General features: G+C 73.5%; 18 protein-coding genes. 12 read left to right on the forward strand and 6 right to left on the reverse strand.

The window, feature by feature from the left end; all coding sequences use genetic code 11:
• Positions 1 to 57: 57 nt before the first annotated feature.
• Both FRAQA3DRAFT_RS25505 and glmU read right to left on the reverse strand, forming a co-directional pair.
• Positions 58 to 1,032: a ribose-phosphate diphosphokinase gene (locus tag FRAQA3DRAFT_RS25505; protein WP_009741933.1), complete on the reverse strand. Its 975-nt coding sequence runs from the start codon at positions 1,030 to 1,032 to the stop codon at positions 58 to 60.
• A 393-nt stretch (positions 1,033 to 1,425) separates the two neighbouring features.
• Complete coding sequence (gene glmU / locus FRAQA3DRAFT_RS25510; RefSeq protein ID WP_083873679.1) at positions 1,426 to 3,027, reverse strand: bifunctional UDP-N-acetylglucosamine diphosphorylase/glucosamine-1-phosphate N-acetyltransferase GlmU; 1,602 nt, start codon at positions 3,025 to 3,027, stop codon at positions 1,426 to 1,428.
• Between the two features lie 1,001 nt (positions 3,028 to 4,028).
• Here glmU and FRAQA3DRAFT_RS25520 point away from each other — a divergent pair.
• Positions 4,029 to 4,916, forward strand: a complete 888-nt coding sequence (locus FRAQA3DRAFT_RS25520) for an acyl-CoA desaturase (RefSeq protein WP_009741935.1) — start codon at positions 4,029 to 4,031, stop codon at positions 4,914 to 4,916.
• Positions 4,917 to 5,058: 142 nt separating this feature from the next.
• On the opposite strand, the gene FRAQA3DRAFT_RS25525 is transcribed toward FRAQA3DRAFT_RS25520, so the two are convergent.
• Both FRAQA3DRAFT_RS25525 and FRAQA3DRAFT_RS25530 read right to left on the reverse strand, forming a co-directional pair.
• Positions 5,059 to 6,939 (reverse strand): ABC-F family ATP-binding cassette domain-containing protein, encoded by a 1,881-nt coding sequence (locus FRAQA3DRAFT_RS25525; protein WP_009741936.1) that lies wholly within the window; start codon positions 6,937 to 6,939, stop codon positions 5,059 to 5,061.
• Entirely contained in the window at positions 6,936 to 8,051 is a 1,116-nt protein-coding gene (locus tag FRAQA3DRAFT_RS25530) for a 4-(cytidine 5'-diphospho)-2-C-methyl-D-erythritol kinase (protein ID WP_232291766.1), read from the reverse strand. Before FRAQA3DRAFT_RS25530 ends, FRAQA3DRAFT_RS25525 begins: the two co-directional genes overlap by 4 nt.
• A 648-nt stretch (positions 8,052 to 8,699) precedes the next feature.
• Between FRAQA3DRAFT_RS25530 and FRAQA3DRAFT_RS25535 the strand changes: the two genes are divergently transcribed.
• From FRAQA3DRAFT_RS25535 to FRAQA3DRAFT_RS25580, 9 genes are all read left to right on the forward strand, one after another.
• Positions 8,700 to 9,227, forward strand: a complete 528-nt coding sequence (locus FRAQA3DRAFT_RS25535; protein ID WP_009741938.1) for an Asp23/Gls24 family envelope stress response protein — start codon at positions 8,700 to 8,702, stop codon at positions 9,225 to 9,227.
• The gene (locus FRAQA3DRAFT_RS25540; RefSeq protein ID WP_009741939.1) at positions 9,224 to 9,904 is read left to right on the forward strand and encodes a hypothetical protein; all 681 of its coding nucleotides are present in this window, start codon (positions 9,224 to 9,226) and stop codon (positions 9,902 to 9,904) included. The genes FRAQA3DRAFT_RS25535 and FRAQA3DRAFT_RS25540 overlap by 4 nt, the downstream gene beginning before the upstream one ends.
• A 571-nt stretch (positions 9,905 to 10,475) precedes the next feature.
• Positions 10,476 to 10,664, forward strand: coding sequence for a DUF2273 domain-containing protein (locus FRAQA3DRAFT_RS25550; protein ID WP_009741941.1), 189 nt, complete (start codon positions 10,476 to 10,478; stop codon positions 10,662 to 10,664).
• The gene (locus FRAQA3DRAFT_RS25555) at positions 10,661 to 11,071 is read left to right on the forward strand and encodes an Asp23/Gls24 family envelope stress response protein (protein ID WP_009741942.1); all 411 of its coding nucleotides are present in this window, start codon (positions 10,661 to 10,663) and stop codon (positions 11,069 to 11,071) included. Before FRAQA3DRAFT_RS25550 ends, FRAQA3DRAFT_RS25555 begins: the two co-directional genes overlap by 4 nt.
• 161 nt (positions 11,072 to 11,232) lie before the next feature.
• Positions 11,233 to 12,051, forward strand: coding sequence for a DUF6286 domain-containing protein (locus FRAQA3DRAFT_RS25560; RefSeq protein ID WP_009741943.1), 819 nt, complete (start codon positions 11,233 to 11,235; stop codon positions 12,049 to 12,051).
• Positions 12,048 to 12,641 carry an alkaline shock response membrane anchor protein AmaP gene (locus FRAQA3DRAFT_RS25565; protein WP_009741944.1) on the forward strand — a complete coding sequence of 198 codons (594 nt, stop codon included), beginning with the start codon at positions 12,048 to 12,050 and terminating at the stop codon, positions 12,639 to 12,641. Before FRAQA3DRAFT_RS25560 ends, FRAQA3DRAFT_RS25565 begins: the two co-directional genes overlap by 4 nt.
• Before the next feature lie 180 nt (positions 12,642 to 12,821).
• Complete coding sequence (locus FRAQA3DRAFT_RS25570) at positions 12,822 to 13,445, forward strand: 50S ribosomal protein L25/general stress protein Ctc (RefSeq protein WP_009741945.1); 624 nt, start codon at positions 12,822 to 12,824, stop codon at positions 13,443 to 13,445.
• Positions 13,446 to 13,511: 66 nt separating this feature from the next.
• Entirely contained in the window at positions 13,512 to 14,105 is a 594-nt protein-coding gene (pth, locus tag FRAQA3DRAFT_RS25575; protein ID WP_009741946.1) for an aminoacyl-tRNA hydrolase, read from the forward strand.
• 351 nt (positions 14,106 to 14,456) lie between these two features.
• The gene (locus tag FRAQA3DRAFT_RS25580) at positions 14,457 to 15,107 is read left to right on the forward strand and encodes a PIG-L deacetylase family protein (RefSeq protein WP_035921498.1); all 651 of its coding nucleotides are present in this window, start codon (positions 14,457 to 14,459) and stop codon (positions 15,105 to 15,107) included.
• A 73-nt stretch (positions 15,108 to 15,180) separates the two neighbouring features.
• Here FRAQA3DRAFT_RS25580 and FRAQA3DRAFT_RS25585 read toward each other — a convergent pair whose 3' ends face one another.
• Entirely contained in the window at positions 15,181 to 16,389 is a 1,209-nt protein-coding gene (locus FRAQA3DRAFT_RS25585; protein WP_009741948.1) for a glycosyltransferase, read from the reverse strand.
• A gap of 289 nt (positions 16,390 to 16,678) precedes the next feature.
• Between FRAQA3DRAFT_RS25585 and FRAQA3DRAFT_RS25590 the strand changes: the two genes are divergently transcribed.
• Together FRAQA3DRAFT_RS25590 and FRAQA3DRAFT_RS25595 are read left to right on the forward strand one after the other, a co-directional pair.
• The gene (locus FRAQA3DRAFT_RS25590; RefSeq protein WP_035921499.1) at positions 16,679 to 17,902 is read left to right on the forward strand and encodes a glycosyltransferase family 2 protein; all 1,224 of its coding nucleotides are present in this window, start codon (positions 16,679 to 16,681) and stop codon (positions 17,900 to 17,902) included.
• 90 nt (positions 17,903 to 17,992) lie between these two features.
• Entirely contained in the window at positions 17,993 to 18,904 is a 912-nt protein-coding gene (locus FRAQA3DRAFT_RS25595; protein ID WP_009741950.1) for a glycosyltransferase family 2 protein, read from the forward strand.
• Positions 18,905 to 19,001: 97 nt separating this feature from the next.
• Here the strand turns inward: FRAQA3DRAFT_RS25595 and tyrS are convergent, their stop codons facing one another.
• Positions 19,002 to 20,291 carry a tyrosine--tRNA ligase gene (gene tyrS, locus FRAQA3DRAFT_RS25600; protein ID WP_035923508.1) on the reverse strand — a complete coding sequence of 430 codons (1,290 nt, stop codon included), beginning with the start codon at positions 20,289 to 20,291 and terminating at the stop codon, positions 19,002 to 19,004.
• Positions 20,292 to 20,474 lie beyond the last annotated feature (183 nt).

The raw sequence follows: 20,474 nt of genomic DNA on the forward strand, positions 1-20,474 counted from the left end.
CGGCGCCGCGCCGGCCGGCGTCGTCCCGGGTCGCACCCGGGACGCGCGGCGCAGCCGTCAGGCGTCCCCGCCGAACAGGCCGGTCACGGAGCCGTCCTCGAAGACCGCCTTGATCGCAGCGGCGAGCAGCGGGGCGATCGACAGTTCGGTGATCTTGTCGATGCGCGCTTCGCTGGGCAGCGGCAGGGTGTTGGTGAGGACAACCTCGCTGATCTCCGAGTTCTTCAGCCGGTCGGCCGCCGGCCCGGACAGCACGCCGTGCGTCGCCGCCGCGATGACGTGGGCCGCGCCGTGCTCCTTGAGCGACTCCGCCGCCTTCGTGATCGTGCCGGCCGTGTCGATCATGTCGTCGACGATGACGCAGGTGCGGCCGCGGACCTCGCCGACCACGTCGAACATCTTCACCTGGTTGGGCACGTCCGGGTCACGCCGCTTGTGGATGATGGCCAGTGGGCAGCCCAGCCGGTCGGTCCAGCGCTCGGCCACCCGCACCCGGCCCGAGTCGGGGGCGACGACGGTGACCTCCGAGGTGTCCAGCTTGTTCTCGATGTAGTCGGCGAGCAGCGGCAGTGCGAACAGGTGGTCCACCGGGCCGTCGAAGAAGCCCTGGATCTGCGCGGTGTGCAGGTCGACCGACATGAGCCGGTGTGCACCGGCGGTCTTGAACAGGTCGGCGACGAGCCGGGCGGAGATCGGTTCGCGGCCGCGGTGCTTCTTGTCCTGGCGGGCGTACGGGTAGAACGGCGCGACCACGGTGATCCGTTTGGCGCTCGCCCGCTTCAGGGCGTCCACCATGATCAGTTGTTCCATCAGCCAGGTGTTCACCGGGGCCGAATGGCATTGCAGGACGAAGGCGTCGCAGCCGCGGACCGATTCGGAGAAGCGGACGAAGATCTCGCCGCTGGCGAACTCGTAGGCGTTCGTCGGCACGGGTTCGACGTCGAGTTGGGCCGCCACCTCCGCCGCGAGGCCGGGATGCGAGCGTCCCGCGAAGAGCATCAGGTTGCGCCGGTTCTCGGTCTGGTAGGCCACCGCGTTCTCCTCGGACGTGACGGATGATCAGGCTGGGGTGCGCGACGTGCCGCTCCGGCGAGCCGCACCGACGCCGATCGCCGAGGCCGGGTCGGGCACCGGCGCCTTGCGGCGGGCGAGCCGTCGGCTGGCCGGTCGCGGCGTCGGATGGGCGGGCGATCGGACGGCGGGCGATCAGGGATGGGTTGTGGGCGGGCGTGTCTCGGGCATACCCGGTCCAGCGCCCGTAAGCGCGACGCGCCTTGTCACGCGTCCGCTGCCGCCGCGGGGCCGCCGGCGGCGTGCCTGCGTGCGTAGAGCGCTGCTCCGCACGACCCGCCGGCCTACCGCAGGGGGCAGGGTAAATGGGGCGGTGTGCATCCCCCCGCTGGTCAGAAGGTTGGGCCGACGTCTCTACGTTCTGCTTCCCGCTTCCGGAACGCCAGCGATCCCGGCCTCGCCTCCGCGGGTGTGCGCCAAGTCACCCCGGCCATGCGCGTCGGCCCCGTGCGCGTCTGCTCGGACGGAGTCGACCGGCCCCGCCGCGTCCGGGACACCGGGGACCGGCGGAGCGCCCGCGGCACCCGCAGCCCGCGCGGCGGGGCTGCCGGGTCGGCGCCGCGCCACCCAGCCCTCGATGATCCGCTGCCGCCCCTCGCGCACGGCCAGCGCACCTGGCGGCACGTCCTCCCGGATGACGGAGCCGGCTCCCGTGTAGGCGCCGTCCCCGACGGTGACCGGGGCGACGAGCATCGTGTCGCTGCCGATGCGGACGTCCGAGCCGATGACCGTGCGGTGCTTCGCGACCCCGTCGTAGTTCACGAAGACGGTCGTGCAGCCGATGTTGCTCCGCTCACCGACGACCGCGTCGCCGACATACGCCAGATGGGGGACCTTCGTGTGGTCGCCGAACTCGGCGGACTTTGTCTCGACGAAGGACCCGATCTTGCCTTCGCGGCCGAGTCGGGTGCCGGGGCGCAGGTGGCTGTAGGGGCCGACGGTGGCGCCGGCACCGATCTCGGCCCGGTCGGCCGTGGTCCGCACGACGCTCGCCTCAGCCCCGACGACCGTGTCCGTGAGGGTGCACTCGGGGCCGACAGCGGCGCCACGGGCCACATGGGTGCGCCCGTGCAGGAAGGTGTGGGGGGCGATCGTCGTGTCCGGCTCCAGGGTGACGTCCGCGTCGATCCAGGTGGTGTGCGGATCCACGACGGTGGTTCCGGCGCGCATCGCGGCGGAGACGATCCGGTCGCGCAGCGCCCGGCCGGCGGCGGCGAGCTGGACGCGGTCGTTGACGCCGCCGGCCTCGACCGGGTCGGCGACGACCCGCGCCGCCACCGGGCTGCCGTCGCCGACCAGCAGCCCGACGACGTCGGTCAGGTACTCCTCGCCCTGGGCGTTCTCCCTGGTCAGCCGGGCCAGTGCCGCCTGCAGCGGGCCGGCGCGGAAGGCATAGACCCCGGTGTTGATCTCCCGGATGGCGACCGTGGCGGCATCGGCGTCGCGATGCTCGATGATCGCCCTGACTCCGCCCGCGGCGTCGCGCACGACCCGGCCGTAGCCGGTGGCGTCGTCGAGGACGGCGGTGAGCACGGTCGCCGCGGCGCCCTGGGCATGGTGATGGTCGGTGAGGGCGGCCAGCGTCTCCCCGGTGAGCAGCGGGGTGTCGCCGGGCAGCACGACCACCGTTTCGTCGGGTGCGAGCCCGTCCAGCCCGTCCAGCCCGTCGAGCGCGGCCAGGGCGACCCGCACGGCGTGGCCGGTGCCGTGCTGGCGGTCCTGCACGGCGGTGACGACCGCCGGGGCCTGCTCGGCCAGCATCGCCGCGACCTGCTCCCGGCCGTGGCCGACGACGACGGCGGTGCGGGTCGCGGCCAGGGTCCCGGCGGCGTGCAGCACGTGCTCGAGCAGGGTTCGCCCGGCGATGCGGTGCAGCACCTTCGGCGTCGTCGAGCGCATCCGTCGACCCTCGCCCGCTGCCAGGATGATGACGGCCGCCGGACGTGGTGATGTCACGCGATCTCCCGAATCTTCGGCCTGCACGACGATGGGGCGACGGGGACCACACTACCGTGGCGTACTGGTTCGGCCCGGGGGAGGTGACGGCGGCGGTAACACGTCGGGCGCCATCCTCGGGGAACACTCCGGCTGATCGGCGGGGAACATCGCGCCGATCAGCCGGGAAGCACGCGGCTGATCGCGGATGAAAGCGGGCGGCAGTGGTCCGGCCGGCGCGGCGGTACTTCCCGGCGATTCTTTGTGATGGTATTACTGGTGGTACTCCAGTAGTGCTCCGCCGCCACGACTCGAACGTGGACTAAGAGAACCAAAATCTCCTGTGCTGCCGATTACACTACGGCGGACCGCGGGAAAACATGCCAACTCTACCATCGTGGGGTGGCTCGGAAGGTAAAAGTTGGGCCGCGGACCACTGCCCCGCGGGTCGGGTCGCGTCGCGGTCCCCGCCGGCAGGGCGCAGTCCTGTGCATTGGTGACACGGGACGATCGGCGGGTCACCTTCCGCCGCCGCGATGCGCCGCCGCGGGGCGTGTCGCCCGAGATGGCACCGGGTGTTGGCGGGGTCGGTCCGGGGATGTCCCGGATACGGCCGCCGGCCCGCCGGCCGCCGGCCGGGGTGGTCCGGGTGGGGAGATCGGGCGGGGCGGGTACCCCCACGAGACGTAGACCATTCGGGCGGGCTCCGGCCGGCGGTGGACGGCCGGCGGTGGACGGCCGGTGCTGGTGGCCGGGCGGCCGGACCGGCGTGACGTGTGGCCCGTTTGCGTGGTGGACGCCGGCAATCGGGACTGTTGTCACATCGGCGGGCTACCGTGACCGATGGAGTGCCGGCGCAGTGGACCTGCCGCGATGGACGGGACGAGGCGATGACCGCTACCGACACGGTGACACCGAGCGACAATCGGGCGCCGAATGACGACCGGGAAACGACTGCGGGGCAGGCTGTCGGCCGTGCCGATCCCGCCAACAGCCGGGGCAATGCCACCAGGCCCAGGTCGATGGCGAAGGCCCGGGCCGAGCAGATCATCATGGTGGCGACCATCATCGTTCCGCTCGCTGCCGTGGTCGCCGCGATACCCGCGCTGTGGGGTCGGTGGATCTCCTGGCGCGACGTCATCCTTGCCCTGATCTTCTACGGGATCAGCGGGCACGGGGTGACGGTCGGTTTCCACCGCTACTTCACCCACCGTGGTTTCAAGACGTCTCGGCCGATGCGTATCGCGCTCGCCGTCGCGGGCAACATGGCGATCGAGGGCCCGGTGATCCGCTGGGTGGCCGACCATCGGCGCCACCACGCCTTCAGTGACGCCGAGGGCGATCCGCACTCGCCGTGGCGCTACGGCCCCGGCACCTGGTCGATGCTGAAGGGCCTCTACCACGCCCACGTCGGCTGGCTGTTCGACGTCGAGCAGACCGACCAGCGCCGCTTCGCCCCCGACCTGCTCGACGACCCGGACATCGTGAAGGTCAGCCGTTCGTTCGCCGGCTGCGCCTTCGTCAGCCTCGCCGCGCCAGCGATCATCGGCGGCCTCTGGGGCGGCTCGTTCGAGGCCGCCGCGCAGGCGTTCTTCTGGGCGGGCCTCGTCCGGGTCGCCACGCTGCACCACGTCACCTGGTCGGTGAACAGCATCTGCCACGTGGTCGGCTCCCGGCCGTACCGGTCGCGGGACCGTTCGGCCAACGTCTGGCCGCTGGCGCTGCTGTCGATGGGCGAGTCCTGGCACAACCTGCACCACGCCGAGCCGACCTCGGCCCGCCACGGCGTGCGCCCCTGGCAGATCGACACCAGCTTCTACATCATCACGTTGATGGAGACGCTGCACCTGGTCTGGGACGTCCACTGGCCCGACCCTGACCGTCTCGCCGCCAAGCGCGTCACCGCCTGACCGCGGGCCGGGTCCATCGCCTGCCCCGGGTCAGCGGCCAGCCCTGACCCGGGCGGGCGGCGAGCGGCACCGGCCTGACCCGGGCGGGCGGGCGGCATCATCGCCCCCGCCCCGGGCGGTGGCGCCGGTAGCGGGTGGCCGCTCAGCCCTCCAGATCGGCGGCGAGCGTGAGCCAGGCCTCCTCGGTGTTGTCCTTGTCGGCGACGACTGCGCGCAGCTCGGCGTCCAGGGCCAGCAGGCGCTCGTGGTCGGTCGCCGCCTCGGCGAGGGCGTGGTGGAGCTCCTGCTCCCGGCGGGTCAGCCGGTCGAGGGCGCGTTCGAGCCGGGTCAGCTCCTTGCGGGCGGCCCGCAGCTCGCTGCCGGACAGGGCTGGCCGGGTCGCCGCGCCGGTGACGGTCGCTGCCGTGGAGGACGCGGTGGTGCCGGGCGCCGTCCCGCCCGGCCGGACCGCCGCCCCACCCGCCCCACCCGCCCCGCCTGTGGCGGTGGTGGCCCGAGCCGGCGGGGCCGATGCGGCGGCCTCCGAGCCGGCGGCGGCGCGGCGGGCCAGGTACTCCTCGATGCCGCCGGGCAGCATCCGCAGGTGGCCGTCGCCGAGCAGAGCCATCGTCACGTCGCAGGTGCGCTCCAGGAAATACCGGTCGTGGCTGACCACGACCAGGGTGCCGGGCCAGGAGTCGAGCAGGTCCTCCAACGCGGTGAGGGTATCCGTGTCGAGATCGTTCGTCGGCTCGTCCAGGAGTAGCACGTTCGGGCGGGCCATGAGCAGGCGCAGGAGCTGCAGACGGCGTCGCTCGCCACCGGAGAGGTCGCCGACCCGGGTCCACTGCCGCGACGACGGCAGGCCGAACTGCTCCAGCAGCTGTCCGGCGCTGCGTTCCCGGCCGCGCTCGACCTCCAGCACCCGGCCGACCTGCTCGACGGCCTCCAGCGCGCGCAGCGACGCCGGGAGCTCGGCGACCTCCTGGGACAGCAGCGCCGGGCGGACGCTCGCCCCGACCTTCACCCGCCCACCGTCCGGGACGACGTCGCCGAGCAGGGCCCGCAGCAGCGTCGTCTTGCCCGCGCCGTTGACGCCGACCAGCCCGATCCGGTCCCCCGGGCCGAGCAGCCAGGTGATGCCGTCGAACAGGGTGCGGTCCCCGATCCGGACGGTGAGGTTCTCCGCGTCGTAGACGTCCTTGCCGAGCCGGGATGCCGCGAAGCTGCGCAGCGCCATCGTGTCGCGGGGCGGCGGCTCATCGGCGATCAGGTCGTTGGCGGCGTCGATGCGGAACCGCGGCTTGCTGGTCCGGGCGGGGGGTCCGCGGCGTAGCCAGGCAAGCTCCTTGCGCAGCAGGTTCTGCCGGCGGGCCTCCGTCGCATCCGCCCGCCTGGTCCGTTCGGCGCGGGCGAGGACGTAGGCGGAGTAACCACCGTCGTAGGCGTCGACCCGCCCGTCGACGACCTCCCAGACCCGGCCGCACACCTCGTCGAGGAACCAGCGGTCGTGGGTGGCCACGAGCAGGCCGCCGCGCCAGGCGGCGAGGTGGCGGGCGAGCCAGGCGACCCCTTCGACGTCGAGGTGGTTCGTCGGCTCGTCGAGGATCAGCAGGTCGAGATCCTGGACCAGGAGCCGGGCCAGTGCCACCCGCCGGCGCTCGCCGCCGGACATCGGGCCGAGGACGTCGTCGAGGCGGTCCAGCAGGCCGAGGCCGGCAAGCACGCCGCGGCGGCGCGGGTCCGCCGCCCATTCGTGCTCCGCGCCGGTGCCGACCACGACCTCGCGGACCGTCCGGTCGGCGGGCAGCACGTCCGCCTGGGCCAGCGAGCCCACCCGGGTCGAACCCGCGTGGACGACCCGGCCCGCATCCGGCTCCGCCTCGCCCGCGATGATTCGCAGCAGGGTGGACTTGCCGGCGCCGTTGCGCCCGACCACGCCGATCCGCTCGCCGGTGCTGATGCCCAGACTCACCCGATCAAGCAGGGCGCGGGTACCGAAGGCGGCGTCGACGTTCTCCAGGCTGACCAGGACGGCGCTCACGGTCCGCCGCCCGGCCCGTCCGCTCCACCGCTCGACCGGGCCCCGCCGGCCACACCGCCTGGACCGCTCGGGCCACCCGTGCCGCCTGAGCCACCCGAGCCGTCTGCTCCATTCGGGCCCTCCTCCACCACCCGGGCACCGGCCGCCGGCCCGGAGGCACGGCGCACGGCCCGTGCGACCCCCATTCCGGCCAGGCTCGCGGCCAGCTCGACGCTCTCGGTCGCCCCGGTGGCGAGGAAGGCGCAGGTCGGCCCGGAACCGCTGACGATGGCCCCGACGGCGCCGAGCTCACGGCCGGTCTCCAGGACCCGGCGCAGCGCCGGGCGCAGCCGCAGCGCCGCCGGCTGCAGGTCGTTGACGAGCGCCGCCCCGAGCTGGACGGGGTCACCGGTGCGCAGCGCCGCCAGCACGTCGTCGGCGGGGGTGGGACCGGTGCGCAGCCGGCCCTCGGACAGCTTGTCGAACTCGGCGTAGACGGCCGGGGTGGACAGGCCACCGTCGGCGAGGGCGAACACCCAGTGGTATTCGCCGGTGGCCAGGACGTCGGTGAGCTGCTCGCCGCGCCCGGTGCCCAGGGCGGTGCCGCCGGTCAGCGGGAACGGGACGTCGCTGCCGAGCCGGGCGGCGAGGCTGGCGAGGGTGGCCCGGTCGAGGCCGACCTGCCACAGCGCGTCGAAGGCGACGAGCGCTGCCGCCGCGTCCGCGCTGCCGCCGGCCATGCCCGCGGCGACCGGAATCCCCTTGGTCAGGGTCAGGTGCACCCGCTCCGAGGTGATGCCCGCGGCCTCGGCGACCAGGTGCGCCGCGCGGACGGCGATGTTGTCCCGGCCGGTGGGGACGATGGACACGTCGGGGGTGGTTGTGGCCGGGCCCTGCGCGGTCGGGTCGGCACCCTCACCGGAGACCTCGACGGTGACCACTACCCCGTCGTCGTCCGCCTCGTCGGCGGTAGTCGGCGGCCCGTCGAGCGTCGCCGTGTCGAGCGTGGTGGCGGTGAGGTCGTCGAACAGCGAGACGGCCTGGAGCACGGTGATCACATCGTGATAGCCGTCCGGCCGCAGCGGACCGACGCCGAGATGCAGGTTGACCTTGGCCGGGGCCCGGACGGTCACGGCAGCGGTGCCGGCTCCCGCGCCATGGCGCGGACCCGGGTGGGATCGAGGCAGCGGATGCTCCTTCGCTCGGACTCACTCAGGTTCACTCGTGCGGTCTGGGTTCACTCGTGCGGTCTGGGCTCACTCGTGCGGTCTGGGCTCACTCGTGCGGTCTGGGCTCACCTGCGCAGCCCGAGCTCACGTGCGCAGGCTGGCCCACTCGGACGAGCACGGCTCGCTCGCACCGGGCGGGACACCCCGGTCGAGCGGGCTCGCACCCGTGCGGGCGGCCCCACCCGTACGGGCAGTGCGACCGGCCGGATCCAACCTATCCGCGGGTTCGGAGCGTATGACCGTCCACCCGCGGGGTACATGGGAGGACGGGATGCCTGGCTGGTGAAATCGGGCGGCTCGCGGCGTGGGTGACCCCGTCAGGGAGGGCCCACACGTGCTTTGGTGGGCTGCCCCGCCCGGTTGGACCTGGCCCTTCACACCTTTCCCGGCTCCCCATGATGTCCGGCCTTCGCCTGCGTCGCTGCCGCGTCGCAGCCGACCTGCGGCGACCCGGTCGGACCCGACCCCGGCAGCGGGCGGTGGCCCGCCGCCGGGCGGTGCCCCGCGACCACGGCCCACCCGGGCGGCGCCGTAACCACGAAAGGGAGCGCCATGACCACGACCACCAGCTCCGGGCCCACGACAACCGGTGCCGGGACCACGACCGGCGCCGGTCAGGCGGATTCACCGTCGGCGAGCACCGCCGGTGGCGCCCGCCGGAGCACCGTGCCGGACCGGAAGAACTCCACCGAACTCCTCAGTGACCGGGGCCGGACGTCGATCGCGGACGCCGTGGTCCGCAAGATCGCTGGGGTGGCGGCCCGTGAGGTCGCCGGCGTGCACAACCTCGGCAGCGGTGGCTCCCGGGCGGTCGCCTCGATGAAGGCCCGCATCCCCGGCGCGTCGGCGAGCGTTTCGCAAGGTGTCGCGGTCGAGGTCGGCGAACGGCAGGCCGCCATCGATCTCGACGTGATCTGCGACTACGGCGTGTCCATCGTGGACCTGTCCCAGTCGATCCGGCGCAACGTCGTCGGCTCGGTGGAGGGGATGACCGGTCTGGAGGTGACCGAGGTCAACATCGCGGTCGACGATGTCTACATAGGCGACGACGGCCAGGAAGAGACTCGGCGGGTCGAGTGAGCCTGGTCGGGACGGGGGATGCGTCCGCCTGGTTCCGCTGGGACCCCGACCGGGTGGCGGCAGCGGTACTCGCCTGCCCCGGGGTCGCGCGGCTCGCCGCCGCCCCGACGCTCGCGCCCCTGATCATCCCCGCCCGCCTCGGCGCGCCGCCCTGCGCCGGCCCCGATGCGCCAGCCTCTTCCGGCGAGGCGGCGGCGATTTCCGATGCGGCCTCGGCGGCTTCCGGTTCTGCCGTGGCGGACGCGGCCGAGGACGCTCGGGCGGACGCGGCGCGGGAGGGGCTCGAGGTGGCTGAGGTGGCGACGTACCTGCCTGGCCGCCGGGTCGAGGGGGTGCGGGTGCGGGCTGACCAGATCCTCGTCCAGGTCGACTGCCGCTACGGCGAGCCGCTGTCCGACCTCGCCGGTCGGATCCGGGCCGCGGTGCTCTGCGTGGCGCCCGACTGCCCCCGGGTGGACGTGGTCATCCGCGATCTCGACCCTCCGGACGGGCCGGCCTCAGCCGGTGCGCAGACCTCAGCCGGTGCGCGAACCTCAGCCGGTGCGCGCACCCCGGTCGGAGGGTGGGCCCCGGTCGGGGGGCAGGCGCCGGTTGTGCGGCCGCCCGCCCGGGGCACGGGAGATTCTCGGCTGGCGCAGGCGGGGGACGGCGAGGAGCCATGGGTGTGGCCCCCATGACCTCCCGGGAGGTGAGGGACTCCGCCCCTCCGGAGGCCCGGTGTGACGCCGATGCGGCCCGACGCCGGGCGGAGATCCGGGCGTTCGTCCGGGCGCACCACCCGGACCGCGGTGGGGATCCGCACGCTTTCGCCGAGGGCCTGCGGGCGCTGCGCGGCTCGTCGGCCACGGGCTCGTCGACCGGGGCCGCCTCACGGCCCACGGCCTACCGCCGGCGCACCGTGCCCGAGCACCTGGTCGGCTGGATGGCGGACCGCGGCCGGGGCTGGTGCGGCGCCGCACGGCGGCGGTGGCCGGGCCTCGGGGAGCGATGGCCGGGCCTGGGGGAGCGATGGCCGGGCCTGGGGGAGCAGTGGGCCCATCGGCTCGGTGTCCGATGGGTGCACCGGCGAGACGCTCCGAGAGCACAGCGTGGTTCTCGGGTCCGGTGACGCAACACCCCCGCAGGGAACGTTGCCGGCGCCTCACCGCATGTGACGATCGCGCCCATGGCCCCTTTCTGGCCCGTTCGAGGGGCACGCCGGACGTACCACCCGACTGGACGGGTCGTGGACCGGAAAGGGACGTCATTATGCGAGCAGCAGCACTCGGTCTGATCGCCGGCCTGATCGCCGGGCTCGCCCTCGCCTTCGGCGGGTTCAGCGAGTTCCTGATCGTCCTGGTCTTCGGGGCGATCGGGCTGGTCGTCGGCAAGGTGGTCGACGGCGATCTCGACATCACCCGCTACGTGGGCGGAGACCGGCGCCGGAGTCGGCGGTGACGACGCCGTCCCGGCCCGACGACACCACCGAGCCGGCCGGCACCCGGCGCGGGGGCGCGGCCGGGACGGGTTCGCTCCGCGTCGCCGACCGGGTCGTGGAGAAGATCGCCGCGATGGCCGCCGCGGAGGTGGCCGGGGTCACCGGGCCGCCGCGGCGGCTCTCGCGCCACGGCGGTGCCCGGCGGCGCGGGCATGCCCGCCGACCCCGGGTAGACGCCCGGGTCGAGGGGAGCACGGCCCGGCTGACCATGACGTTCTCCGTGCGGTACCCGAACCCCGTCGGCGAGACCGCCGAGCGGGTACGGGGCGAGGTGCGGGAGCGGGTCGCGGCGCTCGCCGGTGTGCGGGTCGCCCACCTCGACATCGAGGTGCCCTCCCTGAGCCTCGGCGGCGAACCGGACGGCTGATCCCCGACGGCTGCCCACGGCCTCACGCCCATGTCTTTCCGCAGGCTTCCGTATCCGTTTCGTCCCTGTGGAAAGGCGGGGAGGCGGAGGGGCAGTGTCTGTTCGTACTCAACTGGGCACGAGTAGTGGATAGGGGTGGACTCGGTGGGGGGGTGGACATCGTGCGGATTGGACGCCGGATCGTCGCCGGGCTGCTCGCCGCGCTGATCGCGGCTGCCGGTGTCATCGCCGTCATCGAGATCATCGCTGCAGCCGCGGGCGGTGGTCACGTCCTGGTCGACTGGCGGAGCTGGGCGGACGGCCTGAGCGACACCGCCCGGTCGGAGGGGCCGGCGTTGCTGGCCGCCGGGTTCGTCGCGCTGGTCGGGTTGCTGCTGATCGGGACCTCGCTTCGGCGCGGCACGCCCGCCCGGCTGCGTACCCGCTGGGACTGCCCGCGGGCCGGGGTGTTCGTGAACCGGCGCGGGCTGGCCCGGGACCTGCGGGCCACGGCACTCGCCGTCGACGGGGTGGAGCGGGCCCGGGTCCGGGTGGACCGGCGGGTCGCGGACGTCCGGTTGCGCCTGCGTCCCCGCACCGCGGGCGGTGCCCCGCAGCGGGTGGGCGCCCTGCTGCGCCAGGAGCTCGACGCCTTCGCGTTGGTCGAGCCGTCCGATCTGATCGTCCGGGCGGCCACGCCGACGGCCGGTCGACGGCACAAACTGGCCGGTGGCGACGGGCCGGCTAGGCATGACGGTCCGGCCGAGCGGGGCGGTCCGGGCGGGTACGCCGGGCCCTCCGAACATGACGGTCGGGCCGGGCCCGGCGGTCCGGTCGGGCCCGAACCAGAGGGGCCGGCCGAGTGGGATGGCCCGACCGGAGGTGACGGCCCCCCGGCCGGGGATGACGGTCGGGCCAGGTCCGACGGTCCCGGCGGGTGCGGCGGTCCGGGCGGCTCCCGGGTCGGCGCCGCGGCTCGGCGAGGAGGCGAAGCGCCGTGACCGGGCCCGGGCCTCACTCGCCGCAGACCGACCGGCGCAACCGGGTCGTCCTGGCCGCCCTGGGCCTGCTGCTCACCGCGGCCGGCGTGGTGGCGCTGCTCGTCGGGGTCGGCGTGTTCGGGGACGGCCGGGCAGACCGGCCGATACTCGACCCAAATGTCCGTGATTTCGCCGCGGACCACGGTTGGTTCTGGCCGGTTGTCGCGGTCGGCTGCGGGCTGATCGCCCTGCTGGCGCTGGTCTGGTTGGCCCAGCAGTTTCGCACCGATCGCTCCCACGGGCTGGACGTGACCCACGATGCGCTCGGCGACGTGCACCTGCCGGCGACCGCGCTGACCGACGCCGTCGTGGACGACGTGGCCGGGATCGCGGGCGTCGAAGGGGCCCGGGCCGAGCTGCGCGGCCGGCGCGAACCATCGCTTGAGATCGCGGTGAGGGTGACCCGGGGCACCGACGTGCCCGGCGTGCTCGGCGAGGTGTGCGGTCCGGTGCTGGGACGGGCCCGGCGCGCGCTCGGCCGTCCCGACCTGCCGGCTCAGGTGGACATCCGACCCGCCGGCACCGGCCGGCGTCGGTTCCCCATCCGCTGACGCCGCCCGCACCGCCGCGACCGGTGCCGCTGCCACGGCTTGCCTGCGCGCGGGGTCTTGACAGATCGGGGTGGTCGTCCCCCTCCCGCGAAGCGTCCGGTACTGTGAAGGACCGCGCCGCGGTGGTTCTCCCGCCCTCCGGCGATGGAATCCCATGTTCTCGAAAGGATGAGCGTCGCCATGTCCGAGGTCCGCATCGCCGCGGAGCCGCGCACCGAGTTCGGCAAGGGCGGTGCTCGTCGCACCCGCCGCGCCGGCAAGGTACCCGCTGTTCTCTACGGTCACGGCAAGCCGCCGCGCCACATCGCCCTGCCCGCGCACGACCTGATGCACGCCTTCAAGACCAACGCCGGCACGAACGTCCTGCTGACGCTCGAGCTCGCGGACGGCACCGAGCTCGCGCTCGCGAAGGACGTCCAGCGCCACCCGATCAGGGGCAGCTTCGAGCATCTCGACCTGGTTCTCGTGAACCGGGGCGAGAAGGTCGTCGCCGACATCCCCGTGCAGGTCGTCGGGGAGGCTCACCCCGACACGCTGGTCGACCAGCAGGTCACCTCGATTGCGGTGAAGGCCGACGCGTCGCGCCTGCCGGACGGGATCGAGGTGGACGTCACCGGCCTGGAGGCGGGCACCGCCGTGTTCGCCCGTCAGCTGCCGCTGCCCGAGGGCACCGAGCTCGACGCCGACCCCGAACTGGTCGTCGTGCAGTGCCTGGCCAAGCGGACCGTCGCCCAGGTCGAGGCCGAGCTCGGCGAGACGGCCGAGGTGGCCCAGGAGGCCGGCGCGGCGAGCGCGTCCGCCTAGGCGGACGGCTCTCCCCGTCGACCCCCTCGTCGACTCACCTGCCGATGATCTGCGGATGAGCTGTCGATGACGAACATGCCGACCGACGACGGGCCGTGGCTCGTCGTCGGACTGGGCAATCCGGGTCCGGGCTACGCCGGCAACCGGCACAATGCCGGCTTCATGGTCGTCGATCTGCTCGCCGAGCGGGCCGGGTCGCGGCTGAAGTCGCACCGGTCCCGGGCGGATGTCGCCGAGGTCCGCCTCGCTGGCGAGCGTGCGGTCCTCGCCCGTCCGCTGTCCTTCATGAACCTCTCCGGTGGGCCCGTCTCGGCGGTGCGCACCTTTTACAAGATCGACCCGGCTCGGGTCATCGTCGTGCATGACGAGCTGGACATCCCGTTCGGGGCCGTCCGGCTCAAGCGCGGCGGCGGAGACAACGGCCACAACGGGCTGCGATCGATCTCCTCTGCCCTCGGCACCCGCGACTACCTGCGGGTCCGGGTCGGCATCGGCCGCCCGCCCGGCCGGCTGGACCCGGCCGACTTCGTGCTGCGGGACTTCGGCACGGCCGAGCGGCGCGAACTGCCCCTGTTGCTGGAGCATGCCGCCGACTCGGTCGAGATGCTGATCACCGACGGCCTGGAGCCCACGCAGAACCGTTACCACGCCCTGCTCTGAGCCTCCCGCCTCCCGCCGCGCGCCATCCTCCCGCCCAGCGGTCACTCCACCACGCTGTGGTCATCCCGTCATGCTGTGGTCATCCCGTCATGCTGTGGCCGCCCTTCCGTCTCGCGATGGGCCGGATGGCCCGGGTCCACATCACCTTTCTGATCACCTTCCTGTCCTTGGCTTGGCACCGGTGGAACGCCGGCCGTTGATCGCGACGTTCCCTGACGGGACGTCGGCGATCCGCTGCGTCGCGTGCGCAGTCGGCGCGAGGCTCGCGTGGCCGGGCCGCGCGGGACGGCGCGGGTCTGCGGGCGGCCGGCGTCGATCGGTCGTGCGGCCAGGGAGACGGAGGAGTGGCGGATGATGGCGTTGATGGCCGGGCTGCCGCGGGACGGTCGGCCGTACCGTGTCGTGGCGCTCGGGGCCCAGGCTGACGATGTGGAGATCGGCGCCGGAGCCACGATCATGCAGCTGCTGACCGCGCATCCCGACGCGGCCGTGCACTGGATGGTCTTCGCCAGCGACGGGGAGCGCGGTCCGCAGACCGAGGACAGCGCCCGGGAGCTGCTCGGGGCCTGCCTCGGCTCGTTGCACCTGCACGAGGTCCGGGCCGGGTTCCTGCCGCGGGAGTGGAGCGGCGTGAAGGAGGTCCTGCTCCAGATCGGCCGCCGGGTTCGCCCGGACGTCGTGTTCGCCCCGACGCCGGCGCAGGCCCGCGGTGACCACCGGGTGCTCGGCGAGCTGGCCTGGCAGGTCTTCCGCGAGGCCCTCGTCCTCGGCTATGAGCTGCCGGCCGGGCCGGGCGAGCGGCTGGCGCCGAGCCTGTACGTCCCCGTTCCCGCGGACACCGTGGGGGCGAAGCTCGACCATCTCAAGCGGCACTCGCGCGGCTGGGGGGAGGTCGACGGCTTCGACGAGATCGTGCGGGCCAGCATGCGGCTGCGCGGCGTCGAGTGCGGGACCCGCTACGCCGAGGCGTTCGACGCCCGCAGCCTGACGCTCACCTTCTGATCACCTGCTCAGCCCCGCGGCTGGCGGCCGGCGCGGGCCGGCGAACCGCCGCGGGGTGGGCAGGGCTGGCGGGTCAGGACGGCTTCAGGTGTTCCTGGATACGGCCGATCAGCGCCGCGTGGTCGAGCTCGCGGCGGACGAAGGTCCGGCCGGCGAAGCCGATCTCGACCGCCCGCACCGGGTTGTCCAGCAGCTCGCACGCGGCGGCGGCGAAGGCGCCCGGCTCCTCGGCGACCAGCAGGTCGGTGCCGGCGGTCCAACCCAGTCCGCGGCTGCCGGTCGGGGTGCTGACCACCGGGGTGCCGGTCGCCATCGCCTCGATGGCCTTGATGTTCACACCGGAGCCGGAGCGCATCGGGTTCACCGACAGCGTCGCCGCGGTGAGGTAGCCGGCGACGCTCGGCACGTCGGTGTGCAGCTCGACGCCGTCGAAACCGCCGAGCCACGCGGCCAGGCCGTCCTCCGGTCGCCGTCCCACCACCTGGAAGGTCGCCTTCGGATGGCGGACCCGGATCATCGGCCAGCATCCCCCGAGGAACCACCGCAGCGCCTCGATGTTCGTCGGGGTGTCCAGCGAACCGACGAAGATCAGCCGCTGGTCGCCGGCCACGGTCGCGCCGGCCGCCGCGGCCGGTTCGGCGGAAGCCGCCGCCCGCAGCGCACCGACGGGCAGGAACGGCGGCAGGTGGAACGTGGGCACGCTGGCCCGGGTGCGCCGCCACTCGTGGTCTTCCAGCGAGATGTCCGCGATGCAGGTGACCAGCGGGGAGTGGTGCATCGCGAGCTCGGCGAGGCGTAGCTTGTGGTACTCCAGCTCGTAGGCCACGGCCCGGGGGCCAGAGCTGCTGCGGGCCAGCACCCGGAAGAACTCCGAGTCGACGTTGTGCGCGCGCACAAGGTGCGGCAGCTTCCAGATCCGGGCGATCTCCTCGCCGAGATGCGACGATCGGCAGCTGTAACTGATCACGGCGTCGGCGCGCGGGGGTGTGGACTCCAACGCGCGGCGCAGCGGCCCGACCGGCCGGGAGGCGTGCATGAACGGCCTCGACGTCAGATGGGCGCGCGGGCTGTCGTCCCGGGGCAGCCGGATGACCGCCGAACCGGGAACTGCCTCCTCGTACGCGGCGATGTCCAGATCCTCCCGCGAGGGAACCAGGATCTGCATCCGAATACCGGCCGCGGAGGCCGCGGTGAGGAAGCTGAATGTCTCCACCCGGCCGCCGGCGTCCGCCGGGAGAAACGGTTCCTCGACAACGACGATCCAGCGCGTGGAGTCGCTCACCGGTCCCACTGTAACGACCCGGGTTCACCCACATGGGGGAGGGTCCGCGCGGTCGTCCGCCGTGGAATCCGACGCGTGGCCGCCTGGTCACGATGGCGTCGCCCCGGGTGAATAAACCGGATGGTTTCGTATGTCAGCCGAAAGCCGGCGCGTGGTTGTGGCCGCACAACGCCGCCGCCGTGGTCCGGCCGCACATCACGGCCGCGCAGCGTCATGGGGTCAATCGCGTGTTCGGACCGGGGTGGAGCCGTTCGCCGTGGCGTTCCGGCGGAACGCTACGGTTACTGTCATGACAGGTGTCCGGACCATCGGTCGAGGAGCCGCCGTCGCGGCGCTCGGAGCCGCAACTGTTTACGGTCACGTTCTGTATCCGGTTTATATCGGACTGCGCAGCCGTGGCCTGGAACCGACGACACCGCCGGACCCCGAGATCTGGCCGGGCCTGAGTGTCGTCGTCTCCGCCTACCGGGAATCAGCGGTTATCGGTACGAAACTGGATGAACTGGCCGGCACGGACTATCCCGGGCCGATGGAGGTCATCGTCGTCGCGGACGACCCGGAGACCGCGGAGGCGTCGCGCCGGCCCGGCGTGCGGGTGCTGTCGTCCGGGGAGCGGCTGGGCAAGGCCCGCGCGGTCAACCGCGGCGTCGCCGCCGCCTCCCACGAGATCGTCGTGCTCACCGACGCCAACGCGGTGCTCGCCCCCGGCGCGCTGCGCGCCGCCGCCCGCCACTTCACCGACGAGACCATCGGCGCGGTCGCGGGGGAGAAGCAGGTCGACGACCCCGACGGCGCCCAGGGCTTCTACTGGAAGTTCGAGTCGTGGCTGAAGCGCTGCGAGTCGGCGACCGGCGCGACGATCGGCGTCGTCGGCGAGATGCTGGCCTTCCGCCGGAAGGCGTTCCGGCCGCTGCCCGCCGACACGGCGGTCGACGACGCCTGGCTCGCCCTGGACATCCTCGAAGGCGGGCTGCGGGTCGTCTACGAGCCCGAGGCGTACTCGATCGAGTCGGCGGCCCCCGACTACACCGGTGAGTGGGAGCGGCGGACCCGGATCGTCGCCGGCAACCTGGACATGCTCTGGCGCCGCCGGGCGGCGCTGGTGCCGGGCGCGTTGCCGGTCACCCCGCAGTTGTGGGGGCACCGGCTGGTCCGCTCGTCGTTCGGGCCGATGGCGCACGTCGTCCTCGTCGCCCTGGCCGTCCCGGCCGCCCGGCACAGCTGGGCCGCCCGGGTGTTCCTGGCCGGCAACGCCGCCGGCGCCGCGAGCACCGCCGCGCTGATGACCGGGCGGACGCCGCCGGGGCCCAGCCGGCTGGTCGCACAGGTCTTCTTCCTGCAGGCCGTCGCGCTCGGCGGGGTGCGCCGCTTCGCGGCCCGGGACCGCCCGGCCGTGTGGCCGAAGCCGGATCGTCAGCCGGTCGCCCCGCCGCCCGGCGCCGACGCGCTGGACGGAGCCGACCCGGTGAGCTCGTCCAGCTCGTCCAGCGAGCTGACCTCGGCCGGCAGCTGAGCCGAGGACCGCAGGCCAGCGCCGTCGGCAGCCGGGCCGCACGGTACATCGGAAGTTCGCGTGAACACACGTAGTGAGGAGCGTGCCGCCGTGTCGGTCGAGCAACCCAAGCGGTCCACGTGGCAGTACGAGCTTGTGCTGGTCAGCTACCACAGCAGGGAACAGCTCGAAGGGCTGTTCGCCACGCTGCCGCTGGACATGCCGGTGGTGGTCATCGACAACGCCAACGGTGCCGACCGGGTCGACGAGCTGCTCGTGGACCGGCCGAACACCCGCTATCTCGACTCCGGCGGCGGCAAGGGCTTCGCGAAGGCCGCGAACATGGGCATCCGCTCGTCCAGGTACGACTACATCGTCCTCGGCAACCCGGACAGCCGGCCCACCGTCGACGTCATCGACGTCCTCGTCGACGACCTCATCGCCGACCCGGAGCTGGTCACCAGCGCGGCGACGATGAAGGGTCACGACGACAAGCCCGAGCTCGGCAACGGCGGGTGGGAGCCGACGCCCCGCCGGGTGCTGCTGCACGTCCTCGGCGCGCACAAGGTGGCGCCGACCTCGGCGCTGTTCGCGCGCCCGACCCCCGGCCGGCCGATGAACCCCGAGTGGCTGACCGGCGCCTGCATGGCCGTGCGCCGCTCCACGTTCCTGGAACTGGGCGGCTTCGACGAGACGTTCTACGTCTACAACGAGGATATGGCGCTCGGCCGGGCGATCCGCGAGGCCGGCCTGCGCCAGAAGCTGCACACCGACCTGCTGGTGCCGCACGGTGCCGGCGGCAGCGGCGCGGGCAAGACCTGGATGCTCCAGATGCGCGGCGCGTCCATGGTCCGCTATCTGCGCAAGCACAACGCCCCGGCGAGGGTGAACGTGATGCGCTCGATGCTCGTCGCCGGGTACGCCGGGCGCACGGTGCTCTCCCGCGCCCGCGGCAAGAAGGCGGCGGCCGACGAGCACGCCGCCTACATCAAGGGGCTGCTCGTCGGGCCGCCCGCCCCCTGAGGCGAGGCACCGCCCGGCCGGTCCCGGCCCGGCCGCCCAACCCCGCCCGGCGTGCCGGTGCCGGGCGGGGTTGGGGCCGGCGGGTGGGGTGCGGCGCTCAGGTGAAGCGGGCGACCCGCCACTCGCGGCGCCCGCGGCGGATGAGGATCACCGAGCCGTGCAGCAGGTCCTTCTCGGTCACGGTGGCCTCGGCGTCGATCCGATCCCCGTTGACCAGCACGGCGCGGTTGCCGAGGTGCTCGCGCGCGTCGCGGCGGCTGCTGGCCAGGCCGGTGGCGAGCAGGAGGTCGACGACGGGCCAGCCGCCGTCGGCCGCGAGCCGGGCCAGCGGCTCGGTGACCGTCGGCACGTCGGCGAACACGTCCGAGAGCAGGTCCGCCCCGATCGCCTTCACATCACCGCTGAACAGCGCCGCGGACGCGGCCTCGGCGGCGTCGACGGCGGGCTGGCCGTGCATGAGCGCGGTCATCTCCCGGGCGAGATGGCGCTGCAGCGCGCGGCGGCCCGGCGTCTCGGCATGCTCGGCGAACAGCCGCTCCAGCGGCTCGCGGTCGGTGAGCGAGAAGAACAGCGCGAACCGTCGCGCCTCGTCATCCGACAGATTGATCAGGAACTGGTACAGCGTGTACGGCGAGGTGCGGTCGGCCGTCAGCCACACCGCGCCCTTCTCCGACTTGCCGAACTTCGTGCCGTCCGCGCGCAGCAGCAGCGGGCAGGTCAGCCCGTGGACCTGGGTGCGCAGCACCCGGCGCACGTAGTCGATCCCGGCGACGATGTTGCCCCACTGGTCCGACGCCCCCATCTGGAGCGTCACGCCGTGGTCCTCGCACAGTCGGCGGTAGTCGTACGCCTGCAGCAGCGAGTAGCTGAACTCGGTGTAGGTCAGGCCGATGTCGGGGTCGTCGAGGCGGCGGCGCACCGAGTCCCGTCTGATCATCTCGGTGACGGGGAAGTGCTTGCCGACGTCCCGCAGGAACTCGATCAGGCCGAGCCCGCCCAGCCAGTCGCCGTTGTCGACGAAGGCCGGGATCTGGTCGGCGGCCAGCACCCGCCCGAAGATCGTCTCCATGATCTCGCGGTGCCGGGCCACGTTGGCCCGCACGTCCTCGACGGTGAGCAGGGTGCGCTCGGCGGACTTGCCGGACGGGTCGCCGATCAGGCCGGTGCCGCCGCCGAACAGGGTTACGGCACCGATCCCGGCCCTGGCGGCCCGGATCAGCAGCGTGATCGGCAGCAGGTTGCCGATGGTCAGCGACGGGGCGGTCGGGTCGAAACCGATGTAGCAACGCCGCCCGCCGCTGTCGAGGTGGTCCCGTAGCTCGGCGGGATCGGTGCTGTCGTGGATGAGTCCACGCCAGGACAGCTCGTCCAGGAGCGCGTGTGTCATGTAGGCCATGTTAGGAGTGGCCGGGCTGCCCTCCCCGGCGTCGTGGTTCGCGGGGCGGGTCAGCCGAGGGGCGGGCGGGGATGGACGGGCAGGCGCCGGGTCCGCCGGGTCCGCCAGGTCCGCCGGGTCCGCCCGGGACCGCGCGGGCGTGCGCGGCCGAGGCGGGCGGACAGCAGGTGCGCG

This window comes from Frankia sp. QA3, assembly GCF_000262465.1.
Classification (GTDB): Bacteria; Actinomycetota; Actinomycetes; order Frankiales; family Frankiaceae; genus Frankia.